The following is an 18,139-nucleotide window of genomic DNA, read 5'->3' on the forward strand; positions in this document are numbered from 1 at the left end:
TACCATCCAGGAGCACTGACGTGCTGTATCAAGAATTCAACGAGTTTTGGGATGTGGCGCGCAAGCGCAATATCATCTTTTTCTACACGGGCTATTTTTCGCAGCACGTGGTCAGTGCCATTTCCGAAACCATCAAGGCGCGCCTGGACACGGCCGGCGCGGCCGGCCCCACGCGCCGGCGCATCTTTTCCTCGTTTATCGAAATGTCGCAAAACGTCATGCACTACTCGTCCGACAGCCTGACGCCGAACGCCCAGCACGACCAGCAGATGCGGCGCGGCTCGTTTTGCATCGGCACCCGCGGCGACAGCTTTTTCCTGCTGTGCGCCAATCCCGTTTCGACCGAAAACGTGACGCAGATCAGCAGCCGCCTGGAACCGCTGCACACGATGACGATGGAAGAAATCCGCCTGGCCTACAAAAAAGCCTTGCGCGAGGAGGCGCCGGCCGACAGCAAGGGCGCCGGCCTGGGCTTTCTGACCCTGGCGCGCGACGCCAGCGAACCGCTGGAATTCGAGTTCGCCCAGGACGCTCAGGAGCCGGGCAGCACCATCTTCTGCATCAAAGCCATCATCTGAAAGAGCCGACCCAGGAAAGCATATGCAATCATCGTCCCCTTTGCCACCGTTGTTCCTTGCCGCGACACCGAGTTCGCCCGAAATCGATTTCCGCTTCGAACAGCACACCCTGTCGATCAAGGGCGAGTCGTACCCCGAAAACGCGGCCGCCTTTTATGGTCCGCTGAATGCCGCCGTGCGCAACTACGTGGAAACCTGCCACGACGCGCAGATTACCGTGCATGTCTCGCTGGCCTACTTCAACAGTTCCAGCACCAAGATGCTGTTTACCCTGTTCGATATCCTCAACCAGGCCGCCATCGACGGCAACCGCGTGCGCCTGAACTGGTACCACGACGAGGACGACGACACCATCCTGGAATTTGGCCAGGAACTGCAGCAGGACTTCACGGCGCTGGACTTCCACGACCACGCCGTGGGCGACTAGCACGTGGGCGCGCAGATGTCCGCTTCAAGCCTGGAACCCGATCTGTTTACCGAGGAATCGGCGGTGCTGGCGGCCGCGCGCGCGCTGCACGCCGATGATGGTGCGTCAGTCGAGGCGCAGCGCCGCATGCTCGGTGAGCTGGTCCATCACTACGAACGCCTGATGCGCGAAACGCGCCGCCTGATACGCCGCAGCGACCGCGCCGAACGCGACATGCATGTGCTCAACCGCGAACTGCAGGCGCTGGCCGGCCAGCTGGAATACCGCGCTACCCACGATCCGCTGACCGGCGCGCTCAATCGCGGCGCCGTGATCGAACAGGCGTCAAGCCTCCTGGCGCAAGGCGACATGGCGCTGATCGTGCTCGACATTGACCTGTTCAAGCAGGTCAACGACGACTTCGGCCACCCGGCCGGCGATTGCGTCATCCGCGCCGTGGTCGACTGCCTGCAGGACCTGCTGGGCCAGTACACGCCCATCGGTCGCGTCGGCGGCGAGGAATTTTCGGTGGTCTGGCCTACCTCCTCGCGCGAGGAAGCGCGGCAGGTGGCGCAGGACATTTGCGACGCCATCGCCGCGCGGCAGCCGCCAGCGCCAATCACCCGCCCGGTGACCGTCAGCGTGGGCATGAGCTGGAACCGCGCCGGCACCACGTTTGAAAACGCCTACAGCCATGCCGACCAGGCACTGTACCAGGCCAAGCGCGACGGACGCAATTGCGTGCGCGTATGGCGGGATGGATGATGCGGGCCGCTTATTTGAGCGCATCATGGCGCGCCAGCGCGCCGTCGCGGCGCATGGCCGCCACGGCGCGCTGCATGGCGCCATATTGGCTTTCCGGCAGTTGCCGGTTACAGGCCAGATAAGTCTGCACGCGGTTGAAGGTCAGCAGCGGCACCACCAGGCCTTCCCACTCTTTGCCGGCAAATGGCCGGCTGCCCGCCGCCATGCCCACCGCCCACAGGTCGATGCGGCCCAGCAGCAGCTTTTGCGCATTGAGCCACTCCTGCGTCACGGGCGCCACTGCCAGGCCGCGCCCGCGCAAATACTCGTCGCGCGCGTCGCCCAGCACGGTGCCGATCACCAGGCCGCGCGCATCGTCGAGGCTGCGCAAATTGAAGTTGCGGCTGGCCAGGCCGTACAAGATCCATTCGGCCTCGTTCAAGGGACCGATCCAGCGAAACAGCGCTTCGCGCTCGGGCGTACGCGTGGTGGAATAGATACAGGTGTCGGCCTCGCGCAGCGCTTGCGCATAGGCGCGCTTCCAGGGCAGCAATTCGATCGTATAGGCGATGGCGGCGCGCGCCAGCAAGTCGCGCACCTTGGCCGTTTCGCGGCCGACAACGACATTGTTTTCCATCATGCTCGCGGGCGGCAAGACTTCGCTGACCACGCGCAGGGTTTGCGCCACCGCCTTGCCGGGCGCCATCATTGCAGCGGCGAGCAGCAGCGATGCGAGTGATCGTTGTTTCATGTTTGCCCTCCGATACTGAACAACGGCAGCTTTGCCAGCCAACTACGCCGCTGCGATCTCCAGCGGCCAACCCTGAAACTGCTCGCGCAGGGCCGGCGTCGGTTCGCCGCCAACGACAATTTTCGAAAACACGTCGAGCGGGCTGAAAAACGCCGTGCGCACCCGCCCCAGCTTGCTCTCGTCGACCACCAGTATGCGCTCGCTGGCGCTGCGGATGGCGGCCTGCTTGACGGCCACCTCATGAAAATGGGAACAGCTGACGCCACGCACCGGGTCGGCACCGCCGGCGGAAATAAACGCCTTGTTGACCCCGAGGTGGCCCAGGTACTGCACCGCCTCTTCCGAATAAAAGGTTTCCGACGAGGCCTGGAACAAGCCGCCGAGCAGTATCAACTGGGTGTTCCTGCGCTTGCTGAGGATATTGGCAATGTTCATGGAGTAACAAACCACGGTCAGGGCGATCTCATCTGGCAAGACCGAAGCAAACTGCATCATGGTCGTGCCGCAGTCGATGAACAGCATGTCGCCGTCATTGACGAAGCTGGCGGCGCGCTGGCAGGCCAGGCGCTTCCTGACCGTATGCTGGTCGAGTTCCTCGGCCAGCACGTATTTTTCTGCGGCAACTGGGAATGTTGCTTCCAAAACATAACCACCGAGACAGGACAGCGTGCTGTCGCCGGCCGCCAGGTCGCGGCGTATCGTCATCTCGGTCACTCCGAGCAATTCGGCAACACGGCTCAACAATGCCGGGCCCGAGCTTTTGACTAGAGCCTGCATCCGTTCCAGCCGCAGTTGGCGCGCCTTGGCGCCTGCAGTTTGTCGCATGGTAATACTTTCGTTCTTAATAACGTGTAGATGGCGATTGTAACAGTAACTATTGCGCATGTTATTAGAAAAAAGTGGTTGCACAAATAAATGTTATTGGCGTAACATAAAACCGTTGTGCAAATGTGTGAGTTTTCCTCGATCACCTTGCCACCGGACAGTAACAATAATGCAACGCGCTCAGTGCGTTCACGGAGATTCAAGCTATGCCTACCGCCCACCATCACTCGGACCGGCCTGTGCACCACTGCGCGGCGTCGCCACAACCATGACAACTACTTCCAAATCACCGCGCGTCGCCCCGGCAGCGCCCGCACGCACCGAAGCGGCCAAAGCCGCCGCAGCGGCGCCAGCGATCGTCGCGGCCAGCGTGCAAGCGATCGTGCCGGCCGGCTTTCATGTTCATGCGCGCAATCCGGGCGTACCGTATGACAGCAGCTGGTTCGACGATATCCGCGTCAACCTGTCGGCCGCCGAGCGTCGCGTCGCCACCCTGCCCGGCCGGCGCTCGGTCAAGAAAGACGCGCAAGCGGGCTGGCTGTTGAAAGCCATCAGCTGCATCGACCTGACCACCCTGTCCGGCGACGACACCACCGAGCGCGTCAAGCGCCTGTGCGCCAAGGCCATCGCGCCGGTGCGCCGGGACCTGCTCGACGCGCTGGGCTTTGGCGACCGTCAATTGCACACGGGTGCCATCTGCGTCTACCACCGCTACGTGGCAACCGCCGTCGAAGCGCTGGCCGGCAGCGGCATTCCGGTGGCCGCCGTGTCGACCGGCTTTCCCGCCGGCCTGATCCCGCATGATCTGAAGCTCAAGGAAATCGCAGCGTCGGTGCGCGATGGCGCCTCCGAGATCGATATCGTCATCACCCGCGAACACGTGCTGACCGGGAACTGGAAAGCGCTGTACGCGGAAATGCGGGACTTCCGCGCCGCCTGCGGCGACGCCCACGTGAAAGCCATCCTGGCCACGGGCGAACTGAAAACCCTGCGCAACGTGGCCAAGGCCTCGATGATCTGCATGATGGCAGGCGCCGATTTCATCAAGACCTCGACCGGCAAGGAAGCGACCAACGCGACCCTGCTGGTGAGCCTGATCATGCTGCGCATGATCCGCCAGTACCAGCAACGCACGGGCTACAAGGTGGGCTACAAGCCGGCCGGCGGCGTATCGGCGGCCAAGGACATCCTCAATTACCAGATCCTGATGAAGGAAGAACTGGGACGCGAGTGGCTCGAACCGGACCTGTTCCGCATCGGCGCCTCGTCCCTGCTGGCCGATATCGAACGCCAGCTCGAACACCACGTTACCGGCCGTTACTCGGCTTTCCACCGCCACGCGATCGGATAATTCATATGAGCCAGACGAGCATTAAACACTACTTCGACACCATGGACTACGGCCCTGCCCCTGAAAGCGACACCGACGCGCGCGCCTGGCTGGCGCGCCACAGCGACGGCTTCGGCCATTTCATCAACGGCGCATTCACGCCCGCCACGGCAGGCTCGCTGTTCGACACCAGTGAACCGGCCACCGGCAAGCCGCTGGCGCGCATCGCGCAAGGCACGCAGCTTGATGTTGACGCGGCAGTTGCCGCCGCCCGCGCGGCGCAGGAAAACTGGTTCGCCATCGGCGGCCATGGCCGCGCGCGCCACCTGTACGCCCTGGCGCGCATGGTGCAGCGCCACGCCCGCCTGTTCGCCGTGGTCGAAGCCCTCGACAACGGCAAGCCGATCCGCGAAACACGCGATATCGACGTGCCGCTGGTCGCCCGCCACTTCTATCACCATGCCGGCTGGGCGCAACTGCAGGAACGCGAATTTGCCGACCAGGTGCCGCTCGGCGTGATCGGCCAGATCGTGCCATGGAACTTCCCGCTGCTGATGCTGGCATGGAAAATCGCCCCGGCCCTGGCGCTGGGCAATACCGTCGTCTTGAAACCTGCCGAATTCACGCCACTGTCGGCCTTGCTGTTCGCCGAACTGGCCGCGCAAGCGGGCTTGCCAAGCGGCGTGCTCAACGTGGTCACCGGCGACGGCGCCACGGGAGCGGCCATCGTGGCCCACCCGGATGTGAACAAGATCGCATTTACCGGTTCGACCGACGTCGGCCGCCTGATCCGCGAAAAAACTGCCGGCAGCGGCAAGTCGCTGACCCTGGAACTGGGTGGCAAGTCGCCCTTCATCGTGTTTGACGACGCCGATATCGACGCCGCCATCGAAGGCGTGGTCGATGCCATCTGGTTCAACCAGGGCCAGGTCTGCTGCGCCGGCGCGCGCCTCTTGGTACAGGAAGGCATCGCACAGGACTTCTACGCACGCCTGAAACGCCGCATGGGCATGCTGCGCGCCGGCACGCCGCTCGACAAGACCATCGATCTCGGCTCGCTGATCGCGCCGTCGCAGCACGAGCGCGTGCGCAAGTTAGTGGAGATCGGCGTCAAGGAAGGCGCCACCTGCTACCAGCCCGATATCTCGATGCCGGTCGGCGGCAGCTACTTCCCGCCGACCTTGCTCACCAACGTGCATCCGGCCAGCACCGTGGCCAGCGAAGAGATCTTCGGGCCGGTACTGGTGGCGATGACCTTCCGCACCCACGATGAAGCGCTGGCGATCGCCAACAACTCGCGCTACGGCCTGGCCGCCAGCGTGTGGAGCGAAACCATCGGCCTGGCGCTGGCCATGGCGCCGGCCCTGAAGGCCGGCGTGGTGTGGATCAATTCGACCAATCTGTTCGACGCCGGCGTCGGTTTCGGCGGCGTGCGCGAGTCGGGCTTCGGCCGTGAAGGCGGCCGCGAAGGCTGCTACGAATACCTGAAGCCGCGCGCCTGGGCCAAACGCGTGGCGCGCAAGGCGGCAAGTTCCGAGAAATCGCTTGCCGCCATCGTTGACAGCGTGGCAGCTGCTGCTTCCCTGCCGCTGGTCGACCGCACCGCCAAGCTATATGTGGGCGGCAAGCAGGCCCGTTCCGACGGCGAGCAGTCGCTTGGCGTGGTTGGCGCCAACGGCAAGCTGGCCGGCGAAGTGGGCCTCGGCAACCGCAAGGATATCCGCAATGCGGTGGCCGCCGCGCACGCCGCCGCGTCCTGGTCGGCCACCACGCCGCACCGCCGCGCGCAAGCCTTGTACTACCTGGCCGAGAACCTGTCGGCACGCACTGCGGAGTTTGCCGCGCGCCTGGTCGAACTGACCGGCGTCAGCCTGGAGGCCGCCAACAACGAAGTCGGGCAATCGATCAGCCGCCTGTTCGCCTATGGCGCCTGGGCCGACAAATACGAAGGCGCCGTGCACGTGCCGCCGATGCGCGGCGTAGCCCTGGCCATGGTCGAACCGGTCGGCGTGGTCGGCGTGATCTGCCCGGACGAGTCGCCGCTGCTGGCCTTTGTCAGCCTGCTCGCGCCCTTGCTGGCCATGGGCAACCGCGTGGTCGTCGTGCCGAGTACGCGCCATGCGCTGATCGCCACCGATTTCTACCAGGTGCTGGAAACGTCGGACCTGCCGGGCGGCGTGATCAATATCGTCACCGGCGCGCAAGCGACCTTGCTGCCGACCCTGGCCGAGCACGACGATGTCGACGCCGTCTGGACGTTCGGCGACGCGGCCCTGTCGGCCACTACCGAGCGATTATCGACGGGCAACCTGAAACGCACGCTGGTCGACTACGGCCTGGCCACCGACTGGAGCGACGGAATGGCCGCCGAAGGCCCGGTCTGGCTGCGCCATGCCACGCAGATCAAGAATGTGTGGATACCGTATGGCGAGTAAGTAAAAAATAAGTAAAAACGCAGTGCCAGGCAAGCCGACGACGAGCGGCAAGCCTGGCGTACAACGCTGCACAAATTGAATCATGATCTGGAGACAAAAATGTTAAAGAATATCGACCCGCTGTTGAATGCGGATGTGCTGCAGGCCTTGCGCGCCATGGGCCACGGTGATGAACTGATCCTGTGCGACGCCAACTTCCCCGCCGATTCCGTAGCCCGCCAGACGATGCTGGGCAAGGTGCTGCGCATCGACGGCGTCGGCACCAGGGAAGCTGCGCGCGCCATTTTGTCCGTGATGGCGCTCGACACCGCCGTCGACGTGGCCGCCCACCGCATGGAAGTCGTCGGTGAACCCGACAACGTGCTGCCGGTGCAGCACGAAGTCCAGCTGGAAATCAACCGCGCCGAAGGGCGCGAGCGCATCATGGGCTCGATCGAGCGCTTCGCCTTCTACGATGTGGCGCGCAAGGCTTACTGCGTGATCGCCACCGGCGAGCGCCGCTTCTACGGCTGCTTCGTGTTCAAAAAGGGCGTAATCGCCCCCGAGGCATAAGATGGGCGCCGTTTCTGCCAAACGCGGGGTCGCGATCCTCGGCATCTATGTGGCCGACCTGGCCTTCCGCGCACCGCACATGCCGGGCGTCGGCCAGACCATCGCCGGCTCCGGCTTTGCCATGGGCCCCGGCGGCAAGGGTTCCAACCAGGCCGTGGCGGCCGCCCGCGCGGGCGCCGAGGTCACCTTTATCAGCACCCTCGGGCGCGACTCGTTCGGCGACAATGCGCTGGCCCTGTGGCGCGGCGACGGCATCACGCCACGCGTCAGGCAAGTCGACACGCACCCGACCGGCGCCGCCTTTATCTACCTGAACGAGAAAAACGGCGACAACGCCATCATCGTGGTGTCCGGCGCGGCCAGCCTGATCGGCGTGGCCGACGTGGAAGCGGCCGCTGACGCCATCGAACAGGCGCGCGTCTTTGTTACCCAGCTCGAGCAGCCCGCCGACGCCGCCCTGCGCGGCCTGCAAATCGCCCGCGCCGCCGGCACCATCACGGTGTTCAATCCCGCGCCCGCACTGAGTTTTGATGACGCCGTCTATCCGCTGTGCGACTTCATCACGCCCAACGAACACGAAGCGGCCATCCTGACCGGCCTGCCCGTCACCAGCCTCGATGAAGCGCGCGCCGCCGGCGACGTCTTTCTGGCGCGCGGCGTCGGTTGCGCACTGATCACGCTGGGCTCGCAAGGCGCGCTGCTGCACAGCGCCAGCGAATCGGTCTTGATCGCGCCATTCAACGCCGGCCCCGTGCTGGAGACGACCGGCGCCGGCGACGCTTTCAATGGCGGCTTTGCGGCGGCGCTGGCCGAAGGCGCCGCGCCAGGGGAAGCGGCCCGCTTTGCGGCAGCGTTGGCCGCCATTTCGGTGACGCGGGCCGGCACGGCGCCGTCGATGCCGCAGCGCGCGGACGTCGATGCGCTGCTGGCAAGGAACTGAGTTTTTCGCCGAGTTTTTGTTTTTCTGAACACCTTTTGGAGTCGCCATGAAGCGCCAGTTTTCCGACCCACAGCTGAATTTTTTGGTGGGCATTAACGTCCTGATCCTGGTTGCCGCGACCGTGCTGTCGCACGGCGACTTCCTCGACGTGTACAACTTCCAGTCCATGGCCAGCCAGCTGCCCGAACTGGCCCTGCTGGCCATCGGCGTCTCGCTGGCCATGATCGCCGGCAATGGCGGTATCGATTTGTCGGGCCTGGGCATGGCCAACCTGGCCGGCGTGGTCGCCGCCACCGTGGTGCCGCTGCTGGTCGACGCCGACGCCACGCCGTGGGGCTATACGGGCACCTTCATTCTGGTGGCGCTGGCGACGGGTTTGCTCGGCGGTTTGCTCAACGGCTGGCTGATCGCCGGCGTGGGCTTGACACCCATCCTGTGCACCCTGGGCACGCAGCTGATCTTCACCGGTGCCGCCGTTGTATTAAGCAAGGGTTCGAGCGTGCGCCTGGCCAGCGCCGAGCCGATGTCGATGCTCGGCAACGAGAACCTGTTCGGCGTGCCGATTCCTTTCATCATCTTCATGGTGGTGCTGCTGGCAATCGGCTGGCTGCTGCGCTACAGCCCTTTCGGCATCCGTCTGTTCCTGCTGGGAACCAACGCCAAGGCGGCCCGCTACGCCGGCATTCCCGGCACCCGCATGCTGGTCATCACCTACGCCCTGTGCGGCGTGCTGGCCAGCCTGGCCGGCGTGATCATCGCCGCCCGTACCGCCAGCGTCAAGGCCGACTACGGCAGCTCCTACCTGTTGATCGCCATCCTGGTGGCGGTGATGGCCGGCGTGCGGCCGCAAGGTGGCTATGGCCGCATGGTCTGCCTGTTCTTCTCGGCCACCGCCTTGCAACTGCTGTCGAGCACCTTCAACCTGCTCGACATCTCGAATTTCTTCCGCGACTGCGCCTGGGGCATGCTGTTGCTGTGCTTCCTGGCTTCGGCCCGCATCAATCTTGCTGATTACCACTTTTTCACGCCGCGCAAAAGCGCAACGCTGACCCAGTCCCCTCCTGGTTCAACGAATAAATAACGAGGGTTTGGAGACAACATGCTTACGAAAACAAAATGCGCCGCCGCCATCATCGCCCTGGGCACCCTGTCGGTCGCCGGTGTGCTGCACGCACAAAATAAAAAGCCGGTCGATATCGTCACGGTCGTGAAAATCACCGGCCTGAGCTGGTTCAACCGCATGGAAGTGGGCGTCAAGGAGTTCGGCGCCGCCAACGTCGGCGTGGCCACGACGCGCCAGATCGGCCCTGCGCAATCGGACGCGGCGCAGCAGCAACGTCTGGTGGAAGACCTGGTGGCCAAGAAGGTCGACGCCATCGCCGTCGTCTCGATGGACCCGCTGACCCTGGAACCGGTGCTCAAGCGCGCGCTCGACCGCGGCATCAAGGTCGTCACGCATGAAGCCGACAACCAGAAAAACACCCTGGTCGACATCGAAGCGTTCGACAACACCGCCTACGGCGCGCGTCTGAACGAACGCCTGGCCGAGTGCATGGGCAAGACCGGCAAATGGTCCTCCTTGCTGGGCTCCCTGGGCAGCCAGTCGCAAGTGCAATGGGCTGACGGCGGCGCCAACAACGCCAAGAAGTATCCGAAAATGACCCTGGTCGACGCGAAAAACGAAACCGCCAACGACGCTGAAAAAGCCTATGGCAAGGCCAAGGAAATCCTGCGCAAGCACCCGGACATCAAGGGCTTCCAGGGTTCATCCTCGCTCGACGTGCTCGGCATCGGCCGCGCCATCGAAGAAGCTGGCCTGACCGGCAAGATCTGCGTCTACGGCACCGGTTTGCCGAGCGAAGCGGCCAAGTTCCTGGAATCGGGCGCGGTCGGCGGCATCGCTTTCTGGGATCCGAAGGATGCCGGCATCATGATGAACAAGGCGGCACTGATGCTGGTGCAGGGCAAGACCATCACCAACGGCATGGACATGGGCGTACCGGGCTATAACGCGGTCACCGTGAAAAAAGGTCCTGGCGTGGGCATTATCGTCACCGGCAAGGCGTGGGTCGAGGTAGATAAATCCAACTACAAGAAATACGCATTCTAAAACGGTGTCCTGACCATCGGCCTGGCACCCTGCGTGTCAGGCCGATGCTGGCAACGCCTAGCGCACGCCGGCCGCGTGCGGCATCGTCTAGCGCACGCCGGCCGCGTGCGACATCGTCTATCGCAGAAAGAAACGATTCATGACCAGTACCAACCCCATTCCGGCGGCCACGCCGAAGGCCAAGGCCGAAGCCAAGGCCGAGGCCAAGGCCGAGGTATTCCTGCAGCTCGAAGGCATCCATAAACGCTATGCCGGCGTGCATGCGCTGCGCGGCATCGACCTGACCATCGAAGCTGGCGAAATTTATCATTTGCTGGGCGAAAACGGCTGCGGCAAAAGCACCCTGATCAAGATCATTTCCGGCGCCCATCCTCCGAGCGAAGGGCGCATCCGCATCAACGGCCAGCCGCACGACGCACTGACGCCGCTGCAGTCGCTGGCGCTCGGCATCGAGACCGTATACCAGGATCTGTCGCTGCTGCCGAACATGAGCGTGGCCGAAAACGTGGCCCTGAGCGAGCAGCTGGTGGCCGGCAACGGCCGCCTGGCGCGGCGCTTCGACCGCCGCGTGGTCGAGGCCACCGCCGCGCGTGCGCTGGCCGCCGTCGGCCTGCCGTCCGATCCCCATTTTTTGTCCACCCGCGCCGATGAACTGCCGATCGCCACGCGCCAGCTGCTGGCGATCGCCCGCGCGGTGGCCACCAGCGCGAAGATGGTGATCATGGATGAGCCGACCACCTCGCTCACGCAAAAGGAAGTCGACAACCTGGTGTCCGTCATCGAAGGCTTGCGCGCGCAAGGCGTGGCGGTGCTGTTCGTCAGCCACAAGCTCGATGAATGCTACGCCATCGGCGGCCAGGCCATCGTCTTTCGCGACGGCAGCAAGGTCGTGCAAGGACCGATCGCCAACTTCAGCAAGGCAGAACTGACGCACGCCATGACGGGCAAGCAGATCGATGGCGGGCGTTACCGCAGCCGCCGCTTGCACGTCGATGGTGACGGCGAACTGCTGCGCGTGCAGGGCCTGGGCCGGCGCGGCTATTTTTCCGGCGTTGACCTGACCTTGCACAAGGGCGAAATCCTCGGCATCACCGGCCTGCTCGATTCGGGCCGCAATGAACTGGCGCTGGCCCTGGCCGGCGTGCACGGCGCCGACAGCGGCGCGATTTTCCTCGACGGCAAAGAGATCACCCTGCGCAACCCTGGCGACGCGATCACGCAGCGCATCGGCTATGTGCCGGAAGACCGCCTGAGCGAAGGCCTGTTTCTCGACAAATCGATCCGCGAAAACATCATCACCACGGTATTGAACCGCCTGCGCAGCCGCTTCGGCGCGCTCGACGCGGGCCGCGCCCAGGCACTGGCGCTGGCAACCGTGAAAGACCTGCAGATCGCCACGCCCGATGTCGACCGACCGGTGCAGTCACTGTCGGGCGGCAACCAGCAGCGCGTGCTGATCGGCCGCTGGCTGGCGATCGAGCCGCGCGTGCTGATACTGCACGGCCCCACGGTCGGCGTCGATGTCGGCTCCAAGGACATCATCTACCGCATCATCCAGCGCCTGGCCGAAGACGGCCTGGCGGTGGTGCTGGTCAGCGACGACCTGCCCGAACTGCTGCAGAACTGCGACCGCATCCTGATGATGCGCAAGGGCCAGATCGCCAATACGTTTGACGCCGAAGGCCTGGCCGAAGAAACCCTGTACCACGCCCTTATCTCCGACAGCAAGGTGGCTGCATGACTACGAGTACCCTGAAAAACAGCAGCATGACCATGACGCCGGCCGACCTGGGCGCGCCGAAAATCACGCTGCGCCAGCGCCTGGCGCGCCATCCGCAGCTGTTCACGCTGGCCCTGATCGTCGCCGTCTGCCTGGTCGTCGGTGCGATCAATCCCGAGTTCTTCCAGCTGGCGATGGTGTTCGACATCGTGCGCGCTTCTACCGTGCTGGGCCTGTTCGCGCTGGGCGTGATGATCGTGCTGGCCGCCGGCGGCATCGACGTGTCGTTCGCGGCCATCGCGGCGCTGACCATGTACGGCATTACCAAGCTGGTGATGACGCAGTTCCCGGAAACGAGCATGACGGTGATTTTGATCGCCGGCGCCGCCGGTGGCACCTTGCTGGGCGTGCTCAACGGCCTGATGGTCGACTGGTTGAAGGCCCCTTCCCTGATCGTCACCATCGGCACGCAGTATCTGTACCGCGGCATTCTGCTGACCTTTGTCGGCACCGTGTTCTTCATGAACGTGCCGCATTCGATGGACGCGTTCGGCAAGCTGGCCGTCTGGCGCCACGACACGGCCACCGGCGTGCACGCCGTGCTGCCGGCCACCGTGCTGGTGCTCGTCGCCGCCGCCGGCCTGACCTGGTGGCTGCTGAACCGCACCCTGATGGGCCGCGCCGTGTACGCCATCGGCGGCAGCCTGCCGATCGCCGAGCGCCTGGGCTACAACCTGCGCACCGTGCACATCTTCGTGTTCGGCTACGCGGGATTTTTGGCCGGCCTGGCCGGCATCGTCCACGTGTCGAGCACGCGCCTGGCCAACCCGTTCGACCTGGTCGGCATGGAGCTCGACGTGATCGCCGCCGTGATCCTCGGCGGCGCGCGCATCACCGGCGGCAGCGGCAGCGTCAGTGGCACCCTTTTGGGTGTGTTGCTGGTCACACTGATCAACAATGTGCTGATTTTGGCCGGCGTGCCAAGCACCTGGCAGAAAGTGATTGTCGGAACCTTTATCGTGCTGGCGGGGGCGGTATTTGCCAGCAAGCGCTCATCGTAAAAGAACGGCAGTGCAGGCCGGATCAGCGATGCGCAACGCCGCGCAATCCGACCTGCGCGATGGCTATACGGCTAGTGAGGGAAATGGCGGAAAACAGTAGGAGTCGAACCTACGGGAGAACGTCTGACGCCCTCCACCGGGTTTGAAGCCCGGCCACATCACCGGATGAGTGTGCTTTCCGCGGTGCAGGATCTAGCCATTGGCGGCGGCGGGCGTGAATGACCACTGCGCGTGCGGGCGTAAAAGATGCCCATTGCCAACGCGGCGAGTATAACCGACCCGGTCGAAATATTCCAATACCTGGATCGCCCGCTTGCGGCCCAGAGCGCTGGCGTCGCGGTAGGCGGCCGCGCCCACTGCGCCCGAGCCCGCCGGCAAGCCGCCTTCCGCTTCCGCTTTTTCGGCCAGCTGGCGCACCAGCAGCGCCAGCTCGGCCAGGGCGGCCGGGTGGTAGAACAAATCGTGCACCACCTGGTTGATCTGGCCCGCCTTGGCCAGTTTGCGCAGCAGGCGGCGGGTTTCGTCTTCCTCCACGCCGAACCGGCGCGACAGGTCGCGCGTCCATGGCGGCTCGAAGCGTCCCTGCTCCAGCGCAGCGAGGAAAGGCTCGGCGATGACCTGCTCTTCGGGCGTCAGCTCGACGCTATGGCCAGGCAGGTGCAGATTGGCGCCACGCGCCATGACGGCGCCGCTGGCCAGCAAGGCGTCGACCAGGTGGCTCCACAACGCGTCTTCGATGTCGGCGTCAAGGATGCGCTTCAGGCGCCACAGTTCCGGCCCTGCTTCATCGGGTGCGCGCGCATGGAAGGCGGCCAGGGCCGCCAGCACCCGCTGCGCCAAAGCCGCCAGCGCCGGCGGCGCCAGCAGCAATGCGTCGCCGCCGCGCAGGGCGATGCGGCGCGTGTCGTCCGGCAGCGCCATCGCGCTGGCCGGCAGCAGCGACAGGCGCACCAGCAGGGACTCGCGCAGGCCCAGCGGGCTTTGCGCCAGCAGCGCCGCATAGTCGCCATGCGCGATGAAGGCGGCCAGGGCGTCGAGCCAGGCCAGCCTCACCGGGCTGCGCCGCTTGCGCGCGGGGCCGAACGGGTCGAGCACCATGCCGCCGCCCAGCGTCTGCGTGGCCTGCGCATTGCGCACCACGAAACGGTCGCCGGGCACGGCATGCATCGGCGCGTCGAACACCAGCTGCACGCGCCCGACCTGGCCAGGCGCCAGGGTATCACCATCGATCACCACGGCGCGCGCCAGCTGGTGCGCCGCGCCCAGGTGCACATGCAGCGGCGACCAGGCTTTCAGCTGCACGCCGCTATCTGGCAGCAGGCGCAGTTCCACGTCGATGCGCTCGGAACACTGCGCCAGCTCGGGCGCGACGATCCAGTTGCCGCGCTCAATGGCGTCGCGGTCGATGCCGGCCAGGTTCAGCGCCAGGCGCTGGCCGGCCATGCCGGCATCGGCCGCGCGGTTCTGCGCATGGATGCTGCGTACCCGCGCCGTCTCGGCTCCGGGCGCCAGCTGCAAGGTGTCGCCCAACCGGGCGCGGCCGGCCAGCGCCGTACCGGTAATCACCGTGCCCTGCCCCGACAGGGTGAACACGCGGTCCACGCCCAGGCGGAACAAGCGCCGTTCATCGCGCTGCGGCAGGCTGCGCGCCACTTGCGACAAATGCGCCAGCAAGGCCGCCACGCCGGGATCGTTCTCGACGCTGGCGTTGGTCGGAAAGACCGGGCTGCCGGCCAGCGGCGTGGCCGCCAGCAGCGCGGCAATGTCGCGTTCTACCTCGGCGAGCCTGGCCGCATCGGCGCGGTCGATCTTGCTCAACGCCACGGCGCCGCGCGTCACGCCCAGCAGCTGCAAAATCGCCAGGTGTTCGCGCGTTTGCGGCATCACGCCGTCGTCGGCCGCCACCACCAGCAAGGCGAAATCGATGCCGGTCACGCCCGAGGCCATGGTGCGGATGAATTTTTCGTGGCCGGGCACATCGATCACGCCCAGCACCGTGCCGTCCGCCAGCGGCAAATAGGCGTAACCGAGTTCGATCGAAATGCCGCGCGCCTGTTCTTCCTTCAGGCGGTCGGTATGCACGCCCGTCAAGGCACGCGTCAGGGTGGTCTTGCCATGGTCGATATGGCCTGCGGTGCCGACGATCATGAATTGAGTTCTTCCAGCTGGTCGATAAAGGCTGATTGATGCGGCGCTTCCAGGCAACGCAGGTCGAGCCATAAAGTGTCTTGCGCGATGCGCCCGATCACGGGGCACGGCAAGGCGCGCAAGCGCTGCTCCAAGGTGCCCAGCGGGTTGCTCAGGCGCGAAGCCGGCGCGCTGCGGATCGCCAGGCCAAAGCTGGGCAGTTGATCGACCGGCAAGGCGCCGCTGCCGATCTGGCTTTTCATCGCCTCAGTCGTGACGACGTAGGCGGCGCCGAGCACCGTTTGCAACTGCGGCAGCAGCGTTTCAGCCTGAACGCGCATGGCCGATGCAGGACGGGTCAGCAGGCGCAAGGTGCTCAATCGTTCAGCCAGGAGGTCGGGCGCTCGGTACAGCTGCAACACGGGCTCCAGGGCGGCCAGCGTCAGCTTGCCGACCCGCAGCGCGCGCTTCAATGGGTTGCGCTTGATCTGCGCGATCAGATCGGCGCGGCCGACGATCACGCCGCATTGCGGGCCACCGAGCAATTTGTCGCCGCTGAAGGTGACCAGGTCCGCCCCGGCCGCGATGGTTTCGCGCACCGTGGTTTCATGCGGCAGGCCGTATTGCGCCAGGTCGACCAGGGTGCCGCTGCCCAGGTCCACGGCAGTCGGCACGCCATGCCTGGCCGCCAGCGGCGCCAGTTCGTCCAACTCCACGCTTTTCGTAAAACCGGTAATCGCATAGTTGCTGCAATGGACCTTCATCAGCAAGGCCGTCTGTTCATTGATGCCATCGGCGTAATCACGCACGTGCGTGCGGTTGGTGCTGCCCACTTCGCGCAGCACGGCGCCGGCGCGCGTCATCACGTCGGGGATGCGGAAGGCGCCGCCGATTTCCACCAGTTCGCCGCGCGAGACAATCACCTCTTTTCCCTGCGCGAGGGTGTTCAACATCAGCAGCACGGCGGCCGCGTTGTTGTTGACGATGGTGGCCGCTTCGGCGCCCGTCAGTTCGCGCAGCAGTTCCTCGACCAGGTCGTCGCGGTCGCCGCGCTTGCCGGTGCCCAGGTCAAATTCCAGGTTCATCGGCCACTGCAGCGCTTCCACCACGGCCTGCACCGCCGCGTCGGGCAGCAGCGCGCGGCCCAGGTTGGTGTGCAGCACGGTGCCGGTCAGGTTGAACACGGCGCGCAAGTGCGAGCGCGACTGCGCCTGCAGCCGTTCGGCCATTTGCGCGGCGATCGATGCGATCGAAGCACCCTCCTCACAGACTGCGCCCGCCAGCATGGCGGCGCGCAGTTCGGCCAGCAACGCGCGCGCGCAGGCCAGTGTCTGCACGCGGCCGTATTGCGCAATCAGCTCCAGGCAAGCCGCGTCGCCCAGTATGCGGTCCACCGACGGCAGGCGCACGGTTTGCACAGTCTTCATCAGGCTTCGCTTCCCTGTGGTTCGGATTTGCCCAGCCACAGCAGCGGATTGCCGCTGGCGCGCTGGTAGCCCGCCTCGCCGACCAGCAGATCGAGCATCAGGCTGGCCAGGTCGTCGGCCAGCGGTTCGACCTTGTAATCGTGCTCCTGGTTGAAGACCTTGCGGTAGGTATGGCAATCGTCGCAGGTCTCCGCGCGCGCCACTTTTTTCGGATCATTGGCCTTGTTGGCCAGTTTGTCGTCCTTGGCCGCGGCCGGATCGAACGGCGCCGCGTCGTTGGCGTCCAGGCCCTGGTAGGCGATCTTGCCGTTCTGCTCGCAAGTCGAACATTTCACGCGCACCATATGCCACTCGCTTTCGCAAATACCGCAGTGCAGATAACGATAGCCCTGCGACTGGCCGCCGATGCGGATCACGCTGGCCACCGGGTGCGAGCCGCAGACGGGGCACAGGGTGCCCGTCTCCAGGTCGGGCACGCGCGTGGCGCGCAACTGGCTGGCCGAAGTGGACCACAGGATCTGCAGCGCAGCAGCGACAAACGGCGCGTGCATGGGGTTGAGGTTGTCGCCGTTTTCATCGAGCACCGCGTCGGCGCAGGCCTCCAACGCCGCCTCGTCCAGCGCGCGCAGCTGCGCCAGCACTTGCGTCAGGCCGGCCGACAATGCCGGCTGGGCGGCGGCCGTGGCAGCCAGTTCGCCCAGCAGATCATGGAAGATGGTGCGCCAGACGGGCGGCCGCGCGCCGCTGACGGGCAGCACCGGCATGCGGTGCTGGACGGCGCGGCGCAGCGCATCGGCGTCGGCCACCGACACGGCGCCGGGCGCCAGTGTCGAGACCACCGCCGCCTGCGCATCGGCCAGCGCGGCCATCAGCACCAGGTAACCGCGCATGCCGGCATCGACCGGAATGCCCTTGATGTTTCCCTGCGCCAGTTCGCGCAGGCGCTGCGCGCGCGCCGTAAACAGGTTTGACGGCTGCGGCAGCAGCAGGCGCGCAATCGCGTTATGGTCCAGGCCTTCGATTTCGCCTGGCTGGAGTATGCGTTGTACCAATGGAATTCCCATCAAAAAACGGTGCTGTAAAGCATTTTAATCGATAAAAAGAACGGGGCCAGTCTGTCACGACTGACCCCA

General features: G+C 65.1%; 16 protein-coding genes and 1 tRNA gene. 11 read left to right on the forward strand and 6 right to left on the reverse strand.

Features of this window, described 5'->3' with window-relative positions; all coding sequences use genetic code 11:
• Positions 1 to 20: 20 nt before the first annotated feature.
• From CD932_RS01250 to CD932_RS01260, 3 genes are read left to right on the forward strand one after another with little or no spacing between them, the layout of a single operon-like run.
• Positions 21 to 578 (forward strand): SiaB family protein kinase, encoded by a 558-nt coding sequence (locus CD932_RS01250; RefSeq protein ID WP_094441053.1) that lies wholly within the window; start codon positions 21 to 23, stop codon positions 576 to 578.
• Positions 579 to 618: 40 nt separating this feature from the next.
• Positions 619 to 1,005: a DUF1987 domain-containing protein gene (locus CD932_RS01255; RefSeq protein ID WP_094441054.1), complete on the forward strand. Its 387-nt coding sequence runs from the start codon at positions 619 to 621 to the stop codon at positions 1,003 to 1,005.
• 15 nt (positions 1,006 to 1,020) lie between these two features.
• Complete coding sequence (locus CD932_RS01260; protein WP_094443381.1) at positions 1,021 to 1,749, forward strand: GGDEF domain-containing protein; 729 nt, start codon at positions 1,021 to 1,023, stop codon at positions 1,747 to 1,749.
• Positions 1,750 to 1,759: 10 nt separating this feature from the next.
• Here the strand turns inward: CD932_RS01260 and CD932_RS01265 are convergent, their stop codons facing one another.
• Both CD932_RS01265 and CD932_RS01270 read right to left on the reverse strand, forming a co-directional pair.
• On the reverse strand, positions 1,760 to 2,479 hold the full coding sequence (locus CD932_RS01265; RefSeq protein WP_254926419.1) for an ABC transporter substrate-binding protein: 720 nt from the start codon (positions 2,477 to 2,479) through the stop codon (positions 1,760 to 1,762).
• Between the two features lie 42 nt (positions 2,480 to 2,521).
• Positions 2,522 to 3,304, reverse strand: a complete 783-nt coding sequence (locus CD932_RS01270; protein WP_094441055.1) for a DeoR/GlpR family DNA-binding transcription regulator — start codon at positions 3,302 to 3,304, stop codon at positions 2,522 to 2,524.
• 268 nt (positions 3,305 to 3,572) lie between these two features.
• Between CD932_RS01270 and deoC the strand changes: the two genes are divergently transcribed.
• From deoC to CD932_RS01310, 8 genes are all read left to right on the forward strand, one after another.
• Positions 3,573 to 4,655 (forward strand): deoxyribose-phosphate aldolase, encoded by a 1,083-nt coding sequence (deoC, locus tag CD932_RS01275; protein WP_176460841.1) that lies wholly within the window; start codon positions 3,573 to 3,575, stop codon positions 4,653 to 4,655.
• A 5-nt stretch (positions 4,656 to 4,660) separates the two neighbouring features.
• Positions 4,661 to 7,069 carry an aldehyde dehydrogenase family protein gene (locus CD932_RS01280; RefSeq protein ID WP_254926420.1) on the forward strand — a complete coding sequence of 803 codons (2,409 nt, stop codon included), beginning with the start codon at positions 4,661 to 4,663 and terminating at the stop codon, positions 7,067 to 7,069.
• A 99-nt stretch (positions 7,070 to 7,168) separates the two neighbouring features.
• On the forward strand, positions 7,169 to 7,621 hold the full coding sequence (locus CD932_RS01285; protein ID WP_094441056.1) for an RbsD/FucU family protein: 453 nt from the start codon (positions 7,169 to 7,171) through the stop codon (positions 7,619 to 7,621).
• 1 nt (position 7,622) lies between these two features.
• Positions 7,623 to 8,561, forward strand: a complete 939-nt coding sequence (locus CD932_RS01290; RefSeq protein ID WP_094441057.1) for a ribokinase — start codon at positions 7,623 to 7,625, stop codon at positions 8,559 to 8,561.
• Between the two features lie 46 nt (positions 8,562 to 8,607).
• Positions 8,608 to 9,642, forward strand: coding sequence for an ABC transporter permease (locus tag CD932_RS01295; RefSeq protein WP_094441058.1), 1,035 nt, complete (start codon positions 8,608 to 8,610; stop codon positions 9,640 to 9,642).
• Between the two features lie 18 nt (positions 9,643 to 9,660).
• Complete coding sequence (locus tag CD932_RS01300) at positions 9,661 to 10,671, forward strand: substrate-binding domain-containing protein (RefSeq protein WP_094441059.1); 1,011 nt, start codon at positions 9,661 to 9,663, stop codon at positions 10,669 to 10,671.
• Positions 10,672 to 10,810: 139 nt separating this feature from the next.
• Positions 10,811 to 12,412: a sugar ABC transporter ATP-binding protein gene (locus CD932_RS01305; RefSeq protein WP_094441060.1), complete on the forward strand. Its 1,602-nt coding sequence runs from the start codon at positions 10,811 to 10,813 to the stop codon at positions 12,410 to 12,412.
• 26 nt (positions 12,413 to 12,438) lie between these two features.
• The gene (locus tag CD932_RS01310; protein WP_254926592.1) at positions 12,439 to 13,452 is read left to right on the forward strand and encodes an ABC transporter permease; all 1,014 of its coding nucleotides are present in this window, start codon (positions 12,439 to 12,441) and stop codon (positions 13,450 to 13,452) included.
• A gap of 84 nt (positions 13,453 to 13,536) precedes the next feature.
• Here the strand turns inward: CD932_RS01310 and CD932_RS01315 are convergent.
• The 4 genes from CD932_RS01315 to fdhE form a co-directional block, all read right to left on the reverse strand.
• Positions 13,537 to 13,632: transfer RNA gene (locus CD932_RS01315), tRNA-Sec, on the reverse strand.
• A gap of 12 nt (positions 13,633 to 13,644) precedes the next feature.
• Entirely contained in the window at positions 13,645 to 15,600 is a 1,956-nt protein-coding gene (gene selB, locus CD932_RS01320) for a selenocysteine-specific translation elongation factor (protein WP_094441062.1), read from the reverse strand.
• The gene (gene selA / locus CD932_RS01325; protein WP_094441063.1) at positions 15,597 to 17,006 is read right to left on the reverse strand and encodes an L-seryl-tRNA(Sec) selenium transferase; all 1,410 of its coding nucleotides are present in this window, start codon (positions 17,004 to 17,006) and stop codon (positions 15,597 to 15,599) included. The genes selB and selA overlap by 4 nt, the downstream gene beginning before the upstream one ends.
• A complete protein-coding gene (gene fdhE, locus CD932_RS01330; RefSeq protein ID WP_094441064.1) occupies positions 17,006 to 18,058 on the reverse strand; it encodes a formate dehydrogenase accessory protein FdhE in 1,053 nt (350 codons plus the stop codon). The genes selA and fdhE overlap by 1 nt, the downstream gene beginning before the upstream one ends.
• Positions 18,059 to 18,139: the final 81 nt, after the last annotated feature.

The organism is Janthinobacterium sp. PC23-8 (assembly GCF_002250505.1).
In the GTDB taxonomy this organism is placed as follows: domain Bacteria; phylum Pseudomonadota; class Gammaproteobacteria; order Burkholderiales; family Burkholderiaceae_D; genus Janthinobacterium.